The sequence below is a fragment of the Burkholderia sp. AU6039 genome (genome assembly GCF_002223365.1).
GTDB lineage: Bacteria > Pseudomonadota > Gammaproteobacteria > Burkholderiales > Burkholderiaceae > Burkholderia.
In genome coordinates, this window is sequence record NZ_NKFK01000007.1 from 687429 (window position 1) to 703580 (window position 16152).

Here is a 16152-nt window from a genome sequence, read left to right on the forward strand (position 1 = left end):
CCTGGCGCTCCCGGTGTGTTCGGGAACTGGCGCAGTGTAGCGTCTTTCCGGGTCGGCAAGAATCAACCCGGCAGGCGTCGACTGCAGCATCGACGGATGTGCGCTGCGCCGTTCGCACACTGGAAGACCCACACGCTCGAATGCTAGAACCCTCATGAATGCTCATGCGCTTCGCCCGCCACACCATCAACCATCGGATCAATATTCGTCGCAGATAATTTAAATATCGAAATAATCAAAAAACAAAAACAACAGCCCGCAGAATTCAAGAAAATCATATTCAAACAAAAAATTATCGAATTTGATTAACGATAAATTAATACGATTGGCGCCCTCAAAATCAAATAAATAGTCTGTGTTGTGCGCCGCAACACCGTGATTCAAAGATCAACGAGATACGGAGGCGCAGCATGAATTACTTCATTCATGCTTGGTCGCAGAGTTTCCCCCTTATCAGGCCACCGTTGATTTCCAGACATTTGTGAATCAGCAATCCGGAAAGACAGTCACGTCTTCCCGGACGTGACCGACGTCGTCAGATCGCATCAATTCATTCAATACCAAAGGAAAGTCATGAAGAAGATTGCAACCGTGCTGTTTTCAGCACTGATGCTCGCCTCCACGTGCGCGTCCGCGCAGGCGCTTTGCAAAGCCGGCAAGATCGACAAGATCGAAACCGACACCACCGGCAACCTGCTGGTGACCATTAACGACGGCGTCTATTCGTTCAGCGCGAAGGAAGTTTATTCAATTATTTACCAGGCCTATTCAGAAAACAGGAATCTGTTTATCTATGGAAACAATTGTGCGAATGGCTCGCCGGCAACCCGCTTTGCGATTCGCTAATCGACCTTAAACGCTCGACGATCATCAATACGTGGAGCCCGGGGCTGGATTGACATTCCGAATCCAGCGCCATCGCGGGCTGGGGTGTCGGCGCTGCGCGTCATGACGCCCGGCCCGCCCCCTGCCGTCCCGGTCCCCATGGAGCAGCCGTGCTTGCCGCTATAAGCCAAACGTTGTCGGGTATTTTTCATCCCGACCACCTCGGGCGCCCGCCGGCCCGTAGTTCACCATGCAACTCGATGCCGGACATCCCCGGCATGCGGACATCCGCAATCAAAAACGCGATGACGCGAACGTGGGCAGAATCGAGAAGCGACCGCGCCGAATCGAATGTATTCACGCGCCACCCCGACGAACGCCGAAAGCCCGCGATCGCGGGAAACTACCGCAGAAACGGCGCCAGCGTGTCGGAAGCTTCGGAGAACCGCTGCTCGAGGAAGTCGAGCAAGGTGCGCACGCGTGGCGCCATATAAAGCGTTCGTTGAAACAGCGCGTTCACCGGCACGTCCGGGCAGCGCCACTCCTGCAGGAGCAGCTTGAGCCGCCCGGCCTGAAGATCGGCGCCGATGTCCCAGATCGATTTCATGGCCACCCCGCGCCCCTCGATCGCCCATTCGCGGGCAAGCGCACCATCATTGGTCTGACGGGAACGGTCGAGCGGCGCGGTGAACGACGCGGTCTCCCCGTCGCGCGCGAAACGCCAGTTGTTCGCCGCGCCGGCCGCGGAAGAAAGGACGATGCATCGATGCTCACGCAAATCGTCGGGATGGCTCGGCATGCCGTGCTCGGCGATGTAGTCGGGCGACGCGCAAAGCGCGCGGCGATTGTCGGCCATGCGCTTGGCGACCATCGCGCTGTCCGCCGGCACGCCGAACCGGATCGCGAGATCGATGTCGTCCTGCAGCAAGTGTGACAGTGAATCCGAGAGCACGAGCGTCAGTGTGACGTTCGGATGGCGTTCGTTGAATTCGTCGAGCCATCGACGCAGCACGGTGCGCCCGAAATCGGAGGTGGCCGATACGCGCAACGCCCCGCTCACCGATGCACGTCCGGCCTGCAACGCCGCGCGCGCATCTTCCAGCGTTTGCAGTGCATGCTGGCAATGGACGAGATACAGACGACCTTCATCCGTGAGGCGCAGCTTGCGGGTCGAACGCTCGAACAGCTGCGTGTGGAGTTCTCCCTCGAGCTTGACGAGCCGGGCGCTCGCCGCCGCGGGGGACAGTCCGAGCTTTCTGCCGGCCGCCGAAAGACTGCCCTGGCCTGCTGCTTCGACGAAAAGACGAATGTCACCGAGATTGTCCATGGTCGCGTCACGCGAAAAGAGTGTTGGGTCGTGCCGCGCGATGCGCCGCGAAGGCCCGGGCATGGTAACGCGATGCGGACGGACGAAGAAAAGGCCGATTGGCAGGATCGGCCCCCGGGCCCGCTTACTTGGCGACCACGCCGAGCTGTTGCAGGAACGTCAGGTTGTCTTCGAGATGCCAGTTGTCGGTGATCTTGCCGTCGCGAATGCGATAGATGTCCGTGGCGATGAAGTCGACCACCTGCCCCTTCCCCTGCACGCCGTTGAAGGTGCCGGTGAAGTGACCGGTGAAATGCAGATGGGTGACGACGCGGTCGCCGGCGACGATCATCTGTTCGACTTCGGCGTGGACGTCCGGCACGGCGCGATGGAAGCCTTTCGATGCAGCCAGCGGCCCGGCGATGCCCTGCGGCCGACCGGCGGGCAAGGTGCGGTCCGTGAAATCGGCCGCCAGCGCCTCGCGGGCCTGGGCCTCGTCGCCCGTGCTCCAGAAGGTGTCGTAAAGACGCGCCGCGCGAATCTGTTGCTCGGCCTGCTGCTTCGAGAGGGTCTTGTCGACGATCAGCGTTTTCGGCTGCACGAGATCGTCGCCGGTCGCGGCGACGGCAGGCAACGCGGCAGCAGCGGTGGCTGCGGCCAGCGCGATGCGGGAAACGGCGGAAAGGACGGTGCGGGTTTTCATGACGGGCTCCTTGAGTGTGTACGCGATGCTCGATGAACGGATTGAATCCGGCAGTGGTGCGACTTGGGTCATTCAGGCTGGAAAGCGGGCGGTGCGATTCGCTTGTGCGGTCTCGCGTCGATCAAGCCGGGACGCGAAAGCGGTCACCGCAATCGCCATCAGCGTCATCGCGGCGGCCACGAGCGGCAGCGTGTCGAGTGCCTGCCCGTGCGAAAGCGCCATGCCGCCGAGCCATGCCCCCATCGCATTCCCCACGTTGAACGCGCCGATGTTGAGCGTCGATGCGAGGTTCGGTGCGCTCGCGGCCTTGCTCAGCACGCGCATCTGCAGGCCCGGGACCGTCGCGAATGCCGCGACGCCCCAGACGAAAATCGTCAGGACCGATGCCACGGGGTGATGCATGGTGCGACTGAACACCACCATGATCGCGACCAGCACGACGAACACGCCCGTCAGCGCCCGCATCACGCCGCGATCAGCAAGCTTGCCGCCGAGCGCATTGCCGATGGCCAGACCGATGCCGAACAGCACGAGAATCTTCGTCACGCCGCTCGGCGCGAATCCGCTCGCCTGCTCGAGCACGGGGGTGATGTAGGTGAACACCACGAACATGCCGCCAAAGCCGAGCACGGTCATCAACAGTGCGAGCCAAACCTGCGGGTGCTTGAGCACGCCTACTTCGTGCGCAAGGCTCGCGGGTTGCGCTTCGCGCGTGTTCGGCACGAGCGCCACGAGGGCCAGCGCGGCGAGCACGCCTGCGCCGGCGACGGACCAGAATGCGGCACGCCAGCCGAGCATCTGGCCGATGAAGGTGCCGAGCGGCACGCCGAGCACGTTGGCGAGCGCAAGACCGGTAAACATCAATGCGACGGCACTCGCGCGCTTGTCCTGCGACACGAGCGACGCGGCAACGACCGACCCGATGCCGAAGAACGAGCCATGCGCGAACGACGTGACGACGCGGGCGATCATGAGGCTCGTGTAGCCCGGCGCGACCGCGCACAGAACATTGCCGACGATGAAGATGCCCATCAGCAGCAGAAGCGCCCACTTGCGCGGCATACGGCTGGTGAGGATGGCGAGCAGCGGCGCGCCCACGGCGACGCCCAATGCATAGCCGCTCACGAGCAGCCCCGCCGACGGGATGGAAACGGAAAGCGACTGCGCGACATCGGGCAGGATGCCCATGATGACGAATTCCGTGGTGCCGATCGCAAAAGCGCTCAGGGCCAGCGCGAGAATGGGAAGTGGCATGGCTGTCTCCGGGAAAGCGGCAGAGCCGCAGGGGATGTGCAGCGATTCTGCTTGCCACCGTGCGGATTGATAATTGGCCTCCGTCTTGAATCATTTTCAAGCCAGACAAGAAAATCAATGCAAGGGGCGGCGCGTGCCTGATCAGCACTCCATCATTCGTCGCCGGTCAACGCGCCGATCAGCGCGCGCACGCGAGCCCGGCATCACGAGATTGACGGACAGCGGCGCGGGGCGACCGGTCGGCAACACTTCAACGAGCGTGCCGCTGCGCAGGTGGGGTTTGGCGAGAAACGCGGGGAACTTGTGCGAGGCCCGCGCCAAGCGCGGCAGCTTCGGCGAGCGCTTCACCGTGGTTGATGCGGAAGCGGGCCTCGATGGTCAGCATGACCGTTCGCCCGTGTTCGACGAACTCGATTGGCCGATCACGGCCCGTGATTGGTATGCGAAACGCAACGAGGCGATGCTTTCGCAAATCGCCAACCGAACGAATCGTCGGATTGGCCGCCAGGGAATCCGGATGCGCGCACAGGATCAGCGTCGCTTCGCCGATGCGACGGGCGACAAGCGAAGCGTCGTCGAGCGCCTTCGCACGATCGCACCGGTGCGAAGACGCTCGGGCAATCCGCTAGATCGTCTCGCTTTCGCGCACCGTAATCGGGCTTTGCAGCACGAACCGCGCAATGTCGTCCTTGCGCATGAACGCAACGCCGGGATGGCTCTTTGCATGACGCAGGAACGCGTCCCATGCACGCGTCATCTGCGGCGTGCCGCTGATACGGTCATGCGCGCTGATCGACATCATGCGCCGACGCGTACCCGCTTCCTCGTACAACTGATCAAAATCGAACTTGATCTGTTCGAGGAACTTGTCCGGCGAGTAATTCCGGCCCTCCACCAGCAGGATGTCGTTATTGCGCAGCGTATACGGAACCACGACGAAATCCTTGCCGTTGACCTTTTCGATGAACGGCTCGTCGCGGCTCGTATCATCGATGTGATACACGTAGCCCAGCTCCTGCAGCAGCGACAGTGTGTTCGGCCCGCGTCGCAGCCAGTTCGCGTTGTAGCCGATCGGACGTTGGCCCGTCACCTCCTCCACCATCGATCGCGCCTGGATCAGAAACTCGCGTTCCTGCGGTCGCGACATCGCATACTGCGAGTTCCAGGTCGGCCCATGGCCCGACGCTTCGTGGCCGCGCGCCACGATTTCGCGCGCCACCTGCGGATGCCGCTTCGCCGCCTCGCCGATCATGTGAGTCGTCACCTTCACGTCATGCCGATCCCACAGATCCAGCATTCGGGGAATGCCCTCGCGATACCCGTACGCAAACCATGCTTGCGCGGCAAGATCGGCGGGCACGCTCGCCGGGAAATCGACTTTCGGAAACGGATTGTCGGCGCCCTTCGGCGGCTGTCCGCCCGCCTCGAACTGCATCGAGATCGAAATGACCAGCCGTGCACCGTTCGGCCAGAATTCACCCTGCACGGGCGCGGCTACCGGGGTCGATCGGGGGCTGCCCGTTTGCGCACCGGCCAGGGTGGATTGAAGCATCGCACCGACGGCGAACGCGCCCGCGCCGATTCCGGCCTGGGTCAGGAAGGAACGGCGCGTCGGTTGATCGGGTGCCTGCTCGGCCGGATCGCGATCCACATGATCGATTTGAATTGCCATGGACAATCTCCTCATGACGCGCAAGCGCGTCGCTCGCACCGCAACGCGATGCATGATGACGAATGAACGGGTATGGAATGTCACGCAGATTGGTGCGTGTACAACCCATTTTCAGAAAACGGTCCCGCTTTGAAAATGGGCCTTGAAATAAATAGACTTTCAATCCAGGCCAAAAAATCGGTGTTCCATCCGGATACGGCAAGCCCGCTCGGCCTACCGCGCTTCAATGCGTCGACACCCTTCGATAAACGACGGTGAGCGCCATCGCATCGTGATGACGATCCTTCAACCATCCGAACACGATCGGCCCCGCAAAACCCATCAGGTTTCCGAAACAATTGATCGTCGCGATCCCCGCCGCCGCGGCCGCGCCGGTCATTCGCATGGTCGGCAGGTGCCGGAACAGCGGCAATCGGTGCGATCGACACGTACGCACGATCGCTCGTCGTGCAGACGATATCGGCCCGGCTCTCACGACACACGCAGTTGTACGTGTCCGTTCAAGCCCTTCCGGCTGCGGCGATCGACCAGGGGCTGGTGGAAAATAAACTGGACGTCGGCGTGTCGCTCTCCCATCTGTCGCATGCGGACGTCGAGCAGAGAACGTTGTGCATCGAACGGCTGGCGCGGGTGCGTCGATCCGCCAGTCGCAAGGTCCGGAAGACCGCCAGCCTGCGGGAAGTGGCGACGACGATCGCGGACGATGGCCTGTCGCGCATCGCCGCGTCGCGCTGGCGTCGCGGCAAGACCTTCAAGCCTGCCAAGGAGCGCTTTGAAGAAGCGTTGTCGCGAACGATCCGCTCGTCCGGCCTCGACATGCCGGACAACGATTCGGTACGCACATCGGAGCCATCGCGGCTTGCGGGCACCAGAAAGCGCTAACGGCATCCTGAATACGCGTGCGCCCCGAAACAAAGGCGGCGCAGACGCTCATGCTCGCCCGTGCACCCGGGATCATCCGACGCCGCACACGGCACGCGGAATTCGGGCACGGGCGCTCGGACAACGGCGACGCATCGCGGTTCGACCTTCAACCAACCCGGCCGCTACGCGATCGCACCGCCACCGTCGACCAGCACCGTCGAGCCGGTCGCGTACGGGGTCGATGCAAGGTAGAGCACCGCGTTCGCAACGTCCTCGGGTTGACCGACACGGCCCGCCGGCAAGCGCGCCGCGGCGCCTTCGTACATCCTGTCCCGCGCCTGCGCATCGAGCTTCGACCAGAGCGGCGTCGCGATCAGGCCCGGGGAAACCGTATTCACCCGCACGGGCGACAGCTCGAGCGCCAGACCCCGCGCCAGCGATTCGAGCGCCGCGTTGATCGCGCCTTGCAAGACCGAGGTCTTGCTCGGCCGCACGCTCAGGAAGCCCGACACGAACGTCAGCGATCCGCCCTGCCGAATGCGTACGGCCCGCGCGACGCGATAGGCGCCCCAGAACTTGCTGTCCATCGCCGCGTAGGCATCGGCGAGCGCGAGACCACGCACCGGCCCCGTGGGTGTCTGCGCGGCCGACACGACAACGTGGTCGAATTCGCCCGCCGATTCGAAAAATGCACGTACGCTCGTGTCGTCGGTCGTGTCCATCACACCGGTTCGCACGCCGTGACCGATCCTCGCTGCGCTCGCCGCCAGTTTGGCCGCGTCGCGCGACGCGATCGTCACGCTCGCCCCGGCCGCCGCAAAGGCCCGCGCGGCCGCTTCGCCGATTCCCGAGCTTCCGCCGACCACCAGCACGTCTTGTCCATCGAATTTCATCGTTCGCTTCCTCCGATCAAAAGCGTGCTCGCGAGCGTGAAGCCGTGCCCGTCGCACGCACCAAATGTTCTGAATACCGCTTGCGGCCAAGGATGGTCGGCCGCCACGCCGAATCGCCGCTGTCGCCGGCGAAGCCGGCAAGCGTCATGGGTTTCGCGAGACGATTCGGCAGATCCGGTCATCCGTTCGGAATCCCAGGCTGCTCATCCGCTCCGAGCGTCGTCACAAATTCGACGGAAACCCCCGGGGCAATGGACACGAACAACTGAAGCTCATTGGACAACGGCACTTCACTCAGCGAGTAGTCGATCCGACTGCCGGAGAGTCGATCGATCAACGTCGCCCATTCGCGGTGTGTGTCGACGCGAAGCGCAATGTGATCGATGCGCGGCGTGCTACGGCCGGCGTGCGCCGGTAGCGTTGCACGCGTGACATGAATCATCGGGCGGCTATCGAGGTACAACCAGTAGCCATCCACCGTGAACGGCGGTCGAGGCCCGGTATCGAGACCGACGACCTCATCGAAAAAGCGGCGTGTACCGTCAATGTCATCGGTAACGATGGTGGCGTGGTCGAAATGCATGCTTCGTGTCCATGCTGGAAAGCCTGGTACGCATTCTGTCGCACGTCGGTCGGTCTTGATAATTGGCTTCGCCATTGAATGATCTTCAATGACGACAAGAAGATGGGGGCCGCTGGTTGCCTGGGGGTCCCGGTTTCGTCGCACGCCAGCGGATTCAAGAGACACGATGTCACCGCGACGCCATGCGTGCACGTCTTCGGCAATGTCGCGAACGGCATTCATGGCGCGGCCGGCGCAATGAGCGCATGTGCACGGGCCGCGCGGGGCGCCCGATCCTACAGCCCCTGCGGCGCATCGCGCAGCACGGCGCGCAGCGCGGTATCGAACGGCGTCGCGTGATCGATCCCCGCGGCGCGCACGCTCGATGCGTCCAGGTGGCAGTCGTACGGACGCGGTGTCGCGTCGGTCGGCTGGTCGATTCGCTTGAGCGCGGCGTCGATGCCGAGCGCGGCCGCGATCCGCTGCGCGATGTCGTACTTCGTCATCGGCTCCTCGCCCGACCAGTGACGAAGGCCCGTGATCGACGCACCCGCGAGATGGCGCAGCGTCAGGTCGCGGATGACGTCCGCGACATCCGGCGTATACGTCGGGTACCGGATCGCCCATGCGTCCATGCCGACCGCGTCGGCGCCCGGCCGAGCGGAAGCAACGATCGCCGGCACGAGGCTCGTGACGGCCGATTCGCTCCAGTCGACGATCGGGCCGAAGAGCAGCGGCAGGCGCAACACACACGACAGCGGCGACGCGGCGAGCAGGGCCGCCTCACCTTCCAGCTTCGTGCGGCCGTAGATGTTCAGCGGGTTCGGTGCGGCGTCCTCGCGGTACGGCGCCGCCTTGCCGTCGAAGACGTAGTCGGTGGAGATGCCGAGCGTCCATGCGCCGTGGCGCGCGGCGAGCGCGCCGATGCGGGCCGGGGCCGTGACGTTGATCGCCCGCGCGCCGGCAGGGTCGCGTTCGCAGACATCCGGGCGGCGTTCGGCCGCGCAGATGATCACGGCGGCCGGTTGGCGGACGGCGAAGAGGTGTTCGAGGGCCGGCTCGTCGAGGACGTCGAGTTCGGCGAGGTTTTCCGGTGGCAGCGCCAGGCGTTTGGCGCCGGCGCCTTGCGGGTTCCGGATCGTTGCGACGAGGTTCAGCGACGATTCACGGGCCAGGGATGCGGCAACCGCGCGGCCGAGGAGGCCGGCGGCACCGATGAGGAGGACGGTCGGGAGGTCAGTCGACGAGGTCGGATTTGGCATGGGCGGTGATTCGGGTGACTGGGAAGTGCCCGAGGTCGCGTTCGACGTTCGGGCCACGGTCGCGGGGAGCATAGCCGAGTATGACAGCCAGTACATCGTGATGGCAGATCGGCAACCCCGCGACGGGCGCGCGTCACGTGCATCACGTGCATCACGTGCGCCGCGACCGGCGGCCGGCGCTCGGCACGGCGCCCCCCGTCCACCGGGATGACGCCCGTCCTGCCGACGACATCGGCACGCCGCGCGGCCGCCCGCGCGCGCGGGCAATCCGCGGCGGCGCCACCTCACGCACCTCGCCCAAAAGCAAAGCCCGGTGCGCTTGCACGCACCGGGCCGTCACCTCTGCGGAAAACCGCGTCCCGCGTTACTTCCGGTCGAGCGAATACCGCCCCGGCCCGGTCAGTGCGAGCAACAGCAGCCCGCCGATGATGCTCACGTTCTTGTAGAAGTTGATCATCGCCATGTATTGCTCCATCCCCTGCAGCGCCCAGTAGCGATGGCCGATCAATGCGGTCGCGAGCGTATAGGCGGCGAACACCAGTGCGAGCGGACGCGTATAGAAGCCGATCGCGATCAGCAAGCCACCGGCCAGCTCGACCGCCACCGCGATCGCGGCCGCCAGCTCGGGCGCCGGGTTCCCCGTCGACGCCATGTACGCGACCGTGCCCGAGAAGCCGCTCAGCTTCTGCCAGCCGAACAGCACGAACAGGATCATCAACAGCACGCGAGCCGCCAGCAACAGCTCGTCCTTCTTCGACTCCAGTGAAACGTAACGCATGACAATCACCCTTGAATTGACGGTTTGATGCGTCCGGTGCCGATACGCGCCAGATCGGCGCGCCAGGTCGGCAACGAACCACTCCTCGCACACTCGGACAGCAAGCCGGCTGGCCCGCCGCCGAAGAATCCGCCTGGTCGCGCCGTTCCCGGCGCGCCCCGGATCGGTTCTGGCGAAGCACGGGTGCAGTCTACTGTCTCCCCGAGAATCATCAATCCGTCAAAACAAGATTCGCCGTCACACTTTAGTGGACAATCGCGCGAAACAAGGCCGCACGCAGCAGCCATCAATCCGATCAAATGAATCTGCCGTTGTGTTTCAAGGACATGAAAACCGCCCACTCATATCCCGCCTCCGTATCCAGTCGATATTGAAGCGCCAATTCGCGCTCACAGGCCACATCGAAATATCGCAATCACGGTTAGACGATACGTTATGTGTACAAACCTGCCATCAGTGAATTAATTTACAAACTCGACTTTCTTTCCCATCGGCGAAGGCCCTCCGTTTGGGGCAAAGACGTCCGGCCTGGAAATGCGTTTTGGCAAACGAAAACGTTTCACGGGCAAGCGGGTTGATGTCGTCCGCGGCGGATGCCGTCCCGTGGGCAAGGGTTTCAGCCCGATAGCTGCCGGGAAGAACACCTTCCGTGCACTGTCGATCGATCCGGTGTTTAGCCGAGCGAGCGAAAAAACCGATCGAACATTCACGCTCCCGGCAAGTTCTCAATTCCAGTAAAAACCAATTACTAAATACAATAAAAAATGTTGCGTCGTTTACGGCAAAAAATCGCAAACCTTTAATCCCGCTCCACTACCGCATTTCCGCTCACACTTTTCCCAACAATCATTACAAAAAATTACTAACAAATACGGATTTAAATATACGATAGCGCACGTCCTTACATTTCCCCGACATTCCCGTGACTCCCGGAACGCGCCGCTCCGGACACGGCCCGCAGGCCGTCGCCAGCCGCTCGTCACGGGATCGCTTTTCAACCGGAGACCACCCATGGCAACGAACATGTCTGTGAACAGCAGCGCGAACGCGAACAGCCTGTTGCAACAGGCGGCGCAATCGATCATCAACGGCTCGACCGGCAATGGGTCGATGGATGTCGGCTTGCTCGTCACGACGCTGGTGAACGCGAAGACGGCGGGCCGGGCCGCGGCGCTCGCCGCGTCGCAGCAGACCGGCACCACGCAGATTTCCGCATTCGGCGCGCTGTCGTCCGCGCTGGGCGCGCTCGAGACGGGCCTCACCACGCTGGCGAATGGCGCGCTGCAGTCGACGTTCACCGCGGTCGCGAGCGGCAAGGGCCTGACCGCGACGCCGGGTGCAGGCGCGGTTGCCGGCACCTACACGGTCGGCGTCACGCAGATCGCGACCGCGCAGGCGCTGGCTTCGTCGGGCTTCGACGGGAAGAAGGCGCTCGGCACCGGCACCCTGACGCTGTCGCTCGGCAACCAGTCGTTCAAAGTCGACGTCAACGGCACGAACAACACGCTGTCAGGCATCGCGGCCGCAATCAACTCCGCATCGAACAACCCGGGGGTCAGCGCGACGGTCATCAACGGCACCGACGGCGCGCACCTCGTGCTCGCGTCGTCGAAGACGGGCTCGGCGAGCACGATCAGCGTCGCGGTCGGCAACGTGGCCAACGACAACGGGCTGTCGAACCTCGGCGTCACGTCGACGGCCGACACGAAGGGCGGCCCGTCGAAGATCGACTCGGCGAACAGCGCGGCCGCGTGGCGGCAAAGCGCCGTCGCGCAGGACGCGAAGTTCACGGTCAGCGGCATCGCGTCGACCAGCGCGAGCAACTCGGTGTCGGGCGTGCTGAACGGCGTCACGCTGAACTTGTCGGCGGCTGCGGTCAGCGCAACCGATACGCAGACGCTGACGATCAGCCCCGACACGAAGTCGCAGGCGGCCACGATCACGAATTTCGTGAACCAGTACAACGCCGTCGTCAAGACGATGGGCGCGCTGTCGAGCTACACGCCGGGGGCGAGCGCGCAGGGCGCGCTGATCGGCGACTCGACGCTGCACACGATCCGCAACGCCCTCGCGTCGACCATCGCGCGCGGCGTTCCCAACAAGAACGGCGACGGGCACACGAACCTGGCAGCGATCGGCGTCTCGCTCGAGAAGGATGGCACGCTGAGGGCCGACAGCGCGAAGCTCGACAGTGCGCTGACCAACAACCCGTCGGGGGTCGCGCACCTGTTCAACCCGACGAACGGGGTAGGCAAGCAACTGACCGACCAGATCGCGACCTTCACGAAGCGGGGCGGGATGATCGACCTGCGCACGAACGCGCTGGGCGCCGACCTGAAGCGCGTCACGCAGCAACAGACGAATCTGGCCGACTACGCCGCGCAACTGACCAAGCAGTACCAGGCGCAGTTCACGGCACTCAACGCGCTGATGGCCAAGATGAACTCGAACACGCAGTACCTGACGCGGCTGTTCGGCGGGGCCAACAGCAACGGCACGCTGGCGAACAAGTGAAGAGCGTCCGGGCCGATTGACGATCATCGCGGCGCGAGCCGGTCAATGGATCGACCGGCTCGCGCCGCCGCGCACGGTGTCCCGCGTGGAAGCCTCACTCACGCCCGCCCGGCAGTGCGCGAGCATGCGCCGGGTTCGGTTCCCCGTCCCGCACCGTCAACCCCGGACGGCCGCACGCGCCCGATTACGCGGCGATCCTTCGCCGGAAATGCTCGGTTCCGGCCACGATCTTGTCGAGCACCGCATCGAGCGCCCAGAACCGCTCACGCACGTCGTAGTCGATCACGCGGCAACGGATCGACGCGAAGGTGCCGATTCGCTGGTGATAGAGCTTCGCGAGCGCCGGGTACCCCAGCGCTTCCGACACCGCCGACACGACGAGGAACGTCGATAGCTCGTCGGCCAGCGCCGGATTCGACGCCCCTTGCGTGCGCAACCACCGGTACAGGTCCGGATGGAAGTTGGTGAACACACCGTTGAAGCCGGCGGACCCCGCCTTCATCGCGTCCCACGCAATCGCGGCGTTCGCGTTGAGGATCTTCAGCGGCGAGCCCTCGGCGAGCGCGACGCGCCGCTTCACCGTCTCCAGGTCGCAGCTCACGTCCTTGAGCATCACGAACCGGCCCGTGTCGATGCACGCACGCAGTTCGTCATCCGACAGCAGCCGACGGTAAGGCGCCGGGCACTCGTACAGCCCGAGCGGCAGATCCGACGGCAAGCGCGCGAGCAGCCGGTGCAGATGGTCGAGCAGCGCGGCGCTGCCCTTGCGCTGCGGATCGAGTCGATTGGTCACGAGCACGACGCCCTGCGCGCCCGATTCGGCCGCCGCGCACAGCTCATCGGCCTGCGCGTCGAGATCGTCGCTGATGTGCCCGGACGCGACGACCGGCACGCGCCCGGCCACCCGCTCGACCACGAAGCGCGCGAGTTCCGCGCGTTCGGCCAGGCTCAGGAACTGCATCTCGCTCGACTGCGCGACCGCGAACAACGCATCGGCGCCGTGCGCCAGATACCATTCGATGAGCCGCTCGAGCCCGGCGTAGTCGATCGCGCCGGCGTCGTCGAACGGCGTCAGCATCACCGGGACGATGCCCTCGATGGTCACGTTCGATTGCTGCGGGTGTTGCATCTGTTTCTCCTTGCTTCAGTGAATGCGTGGCGCATGCCGCGTGCTCAGGCCGGCAACGGCCCGGGCGCGGCGTTCGCGGCCTGCTCGGGAATCGGCTTGCGCACCAGCAGCAGGTACGCCATCGCGCCCGCGAACGCGATCGCCGCGGCCGTCAGCAGCGCCGGCACGAATGACCACTTCTGCGCAATGATGCCCGTCAGGATCGGCGCGAGCGCGCCGCCGATGAAACCGCCGAAATTCTGGATCGCGCCGAGCGACGCAATGCGGCTCGGCGGCGCGGCTGCCGTCGCGAGCGCCCACGAGCAGGCCGACGCCGCGTTGGCGAGAAAGATCACGACCGAAATGCAGGCGAGCGCCACCGTGTTGCTCTGCGCGAGCGCGGCGGGAATCGTGAACGCGACCATCCCGAGCATCGCGACCACCACCGCATTGCGCCGGCTCACGACCGGCGAACGGCTGCGGCGCGTGACCAGGTCCGACAGCCAGCCGGCCAGCAGCGAGCCGACGAATCCGCACAGGAACGGCACCGACGCGGCAAAGCCGGTGCGGATCAGGCTCATGTGCCGCTCCATCGTCAGGTAGCCCGGCAGCCAGGTGAGGTACACCCAGTTCAGGTACACGGAACCGAAATAGCCGATCAGCATCCCCCAGGTCGTGCCGTGCGAGAACAGGCCGCGCCATTCGGCGAACGTCAGTTTCGGTGCCGCGACCGTGCTTTGCGCGTCGGCGTCGAGGTAGTTGCGCTCGGTGGCAGTCAGTTGCGCGCGCACCGGATCGCGATACAGCGCGAACCAGACGACGGCGACGACGAGACCGGCTGCGCCCGTCGCGATGAACGCCCAGCGCCAGTCCAATGACGCGACGAGGATCGACAGCAGCAACGGCGCGAGCGCGGTGCCGAGCGGCGACGCGGCGTTGAAAATGCCGGTCGGCGTGCCGCGTGCGCGCAGCGGAAACCAGTTGCTCACCACCCGCGCGGCCGACGGGAACTGCGGCGCCTCGCCGATGCCGAGCACGATGCGCGCGACGATGAACCAGCCAAAGGTCGACACGATGCCGCCCGCCGCTTGCGCGATCGACCACACGATCAGGCCGATTCCGAGCAGCCGGCGCGGCCCGATGCGGTCGACCAGCCCGCCGACCGGGAACTGGCACAGCGCATAGCTCCACGAGAAGGCCGACAGCAGCAGCCCCATCTGCGCGAGCGACAGGCCGAGATCGGCGCGGATCGCCGAGCTTGCAACGGCCAGCGTGCCGCGATCGAGGTAGTTGACGATGCCGCTCACCATCAACAGCGCGAGCGCGATGCGTTGCCCGCGCCGGATACGCGGCGGTGCGGGCGGAACGGTCGGGGTTTCGTTCATTGCGGTTGTCTCCATGTCAGTGATATCGGCCGGTTCCGGCCTGTCCGTCTGATGCGGAATTCAAGGTTCCAGGCATGCCACTTCGTCGCGCGTCGGAATCGAGGTCTGCGCGCCGTGGCGCGTCACGCTGATCGCGGCGGCGCGCTGGCCGAAGCCGATCGCGTCGTCCATCGACGCGCCGCCCGCGCGAGCGGCCGCGAAGCCGCCGACGAAGGTGTCGCCGGCCGCGGTCGTATCGACGGCGACCACCGACAGCGCCCGCAGGCGGCCGTTGCCCGCACCGCCGCGCCAGCACACGCCGCGCGCGCCGAGCGTGACCAGCACGTTGCCCACGCCCTTCGCGCACAGCGCATCGGCGGCGCGCACGGCGGACGCATCGTCGCCGACGGCGATGCCGGTCAGCGACTCGGCCTCGGTTTCGTTGACGACGAGGTAGTCGACCCGTGCGAGCAGCGCGTCGAACAGCGGCTGCGCGGGCGCGGGATTGAGCAGCACCGGCGTGTGGTGCGCGCAGGCACAGGCGATGGCACGCGCGACGGTAGCGACCGGCACTTCGAGCTGGCTCACGAGCATCGCCGCCCCGGCGATCGCGTCGCGCGCCGCGTCGATCCGGTCGGCATCGAGGCGCGCATTCGCGCCGGGCACGACGACGATGCTGTTCGCGCCGCCCTCGTCGACCGTGATCGTGGCCACCCCGGTCGCGGTGCCGCCGATCCGCGCCAGATGCGTCACGTCGATGCCCTCTGCCGACAGCGCGTCGTGCAGGCGCGCGCCGAACGCGTCGTCGCCGACGCAGCCGATCATCGCGACCGACGCGCCCAGGCGCGCAGCCGCGACCGCCTGGTTCGCGCCCTTGCCGCCATGGACGGTATGGAAATCGGTGCCGAGCAGCGTCTCGCCCGGCACCGGCAGGCGCGGCGCGCGTGTGACGAGGTCGATGTTGACGCTGCCGACGACGGCGATGCGCGGGGAAGTGGTGTCTCTCATTTCCGAATGTAACCGCTTACATTTACGACGGACAAAAAG

At 64.9% G+C, this 16152-nt stretch carries 17 protein-coding genes; 3 read left to right on the forward strand and 14 right to left on the reverse strand.

Annotation, left to right across the window (positions count from 1 at the left end; genetic code table 11):
• Nucleotides 1–573 precede the first annotated feature (573 nt).
• On the forward strand, nt 574–846 hold the full coding sequence (locus CFB39_RS35075) for a hypothetical protein (RefSeq protein WP_021160117.1): 273 nt from the start codon (nt 574–576) through the stop codon (nt 844–846).
• A gap of 382 nt (nt 847–1228) precedes the next feature.
• On the opposite strand, the gene CFB39_RS35085 is transcribed toward CFB39_RS35075, so the two are convergent.
• The 6 genes from CFB39_RS35085 to CFB39_RS35110 form a co-directional block, all read right to left on the reverse strand.
• Entirely contained in the window at nt 1229–2152 is a 924-nt protein-coding gene (locus CFB39_RS35085; RefSeq protein WP_089429960.1) for a LysR family transcriptional regulator, read from the reverse strand.
• Nucleotides 2153–2276: 124 nt separating this feature from the next.
• Nucleotides 2277–2834: an ester cyclase gene (locus CFB39_RS35090; RefSeq protein WP_089476416.1), complete on the reverse strand. Its 558-nt coding sequence runs from the start codon at nt 2832–2834 to the stop codon at nt 2277–2279.
• Nucleotides 2835–2906: 72 nt separating this feature from the next.
• Nucleotides 2907–4088, reverse strand: a complete 1182-nt coding sequence (locus CFB39_RS35095; RefSeq protein WP_089476417.1) for an MFS transporter — start codon at nt 4086–4088, stop codon at nt 2907–2909.
• A 250-nt stretch (nt 4089–4338) separates the two neighbouring features.
• Nucleotides 4339–4710, reverse strand: a complete 372-nt coding sequence (locus tag CFB39_RS35100) for a LysR substrate-binding domain-containing protein (RefSeq protein ID WP_089476418.1) — start codon at nt 4708–4710, stop codon at nt 4339–4341.
• A gap of 3 nt (nt 4711–4713) precedes the next feature.
• Complete coding sequence (locus tag CFB39_RS35105; protein ID WP_089476419.1) at nt 4714–5760, reverse strand: polysaccharide deacetylase family protein; 1047 nt, start codon at nt 5758–5760, stop codon at nt 4714–4716.
• A 223-nt stretch (nt 5761–5983) separates the two neighbouring features.
• Nucleotides 5984–6172, reverse strand: coding sequence for a hypothetical protein (locus tag CFB39_RS35110; RefSeq protein ID WP_089476420.1), 189 nt, complete (start codon nt 6170–6172; stop codon nt 5984–5986).
• A gap of 35 nt (nt 6173–6207) precedes the next feature.
• On the opposite strand from CFB39_RS35110, the gene CFB39_RS35115 reads away from it, so the two are divergent.
• Entirely contained in the window at nt 6208–6642 is a 435-nt protein-coding gene (locus CFB39_RS35115) for a hypothetical protein (protein WP_256991529.1), read from the forward strand.
• Between the two features lie 164 nt (nt 6643–6806).
• Here the strand turns inward: CFB39_RS35115 and CFB39_RS35120 are convergent, their stop codons facing one another.
• The 5 genes from CFB39_RS35120 to CFB39_RS39865 all read right to left on the reverse strand — a co-directional run bounded on the left by CFB39_RS35120 (nt 6807) and on the right by CFB39_RS39865 (nt 10914).
• Nucleotides 6807–7517 (reverse strand): SDR family oxidoreductase, encoded by a 711-nt coding sequence (locus tag CFB39_RS35120; protein WP_089476422.1) that lies wholly within the window; start codon nt 7515–7517, stop codon nt 6807–6809.
• Nucleotides 7518–7695: 178 nt separating this feature from the next.
• On the reverse strand, nt 7696–8322 hold the full coding sequence (locus CFB39_RS41210) for a hypothetical protein (RefSeq protein WP_306426945.1): 627 nt from the start codon (nt 8320–8322) through the stop codon (nt 7696–7698).
• Between the two features lie 53 nt (nt 8323–8375).
• Nucleotides 8376–9341, reverse strand: coding sequence for an SDR family oxidoreductase (locus tag CFB39_RS35130; RefSeq protein WP_089476424.1), 966 nt, complete (start codon nt 9339–9341; stop codon nt 8376–8378).
• Nucleotides 9342–9705: 364 nt separating this feature from the next.
• Nucleotides 9706–10119 carry a DoxX family protein gene (locus CFB39_RS35135; RefSeq protein WP_089429970.1) on the reverse strand — a complete coding sequence of 138 codons (414 nt, stop codon included), beginning with the start codon at nt 10117–10119 and terminating at the stop codon, nt 9706–9708.
• 453 nt (nt 10120–10572) lie between these two features.
• Nucleotides 10573–10914 (reverse strand): hypothetical protein, encoded by a 342-nt coding sequence (locus CFB39_RS39865; protein ID WP_144030364.1) that lies wholly within the window; start codon nt 10912–10914, stop codon nt 10573–10575.
• 216 nt (nt 10915–11130) lie between these two features.
• On the opposite strand from CFB39_RS39865, the gene fliD reads away from it, so the two are divergent.
• Nucleotides 11131–12633, forward strand: coding sequence for a flagellar filament capping protein FliD (gene fliD, locus CFB39_RS35140; RefSeq protein WP_089476425.1), 1503 nt, complete (start codon nt 11131–11133; stop codon nt 12631–12633).
• Between the two features lie 184 nt (nt 12634–12817).
• On the opposite strand, the gene CFB39_RS35145 is transcribed toward fliD, so the two are convergent.
• The 3 genes from CFB39_RS35145 to rbsK are packed head-to-tail and all read right to left on the reverse strand — an operon-like array spanning nt 12818 to nt 16113.
• Nucleotides 12818–13762 carry a dihydrodipicolinate synthase family protein gene (locus tag CFB39_RS35145; protein WP_089476426.1) on the reverse strand — a complete coding sequence of 315 codons (945 nt, stop codon included), beginning with the start codon at nt 13760–13762 and terminating at the stop codon, nt 12818–12820.
• A gap of 44 nt (nt 13763–13806) precedes the next feature.
• On the reverse strand, nt 13807–15126 hold the full coding sequence (locus CFB39_RS35150; RefSeq protein ID WP_089433920.1) for an MFS transporter: 1320 nt from the start codon (nt 15124–15126) through the stop codon (nt 13807–13809).
• A 60-nt stretch (nt 15127–15186) separates the two neighbouring features.
• The gene (gene rbsK, locus CFB39_RS35155) at nt 15187–16113 is read right to left on the reverse strand and encodes a ribokinase (RefSeq protein WP_089476427.1); all 927 of its coding nucleotides are present in this window, start codon (nt 16111–16113) and stop codon (nt 15187–15189) included.
• Nucleotides 16114–16152: the final 39 nt, after the last annotated feature.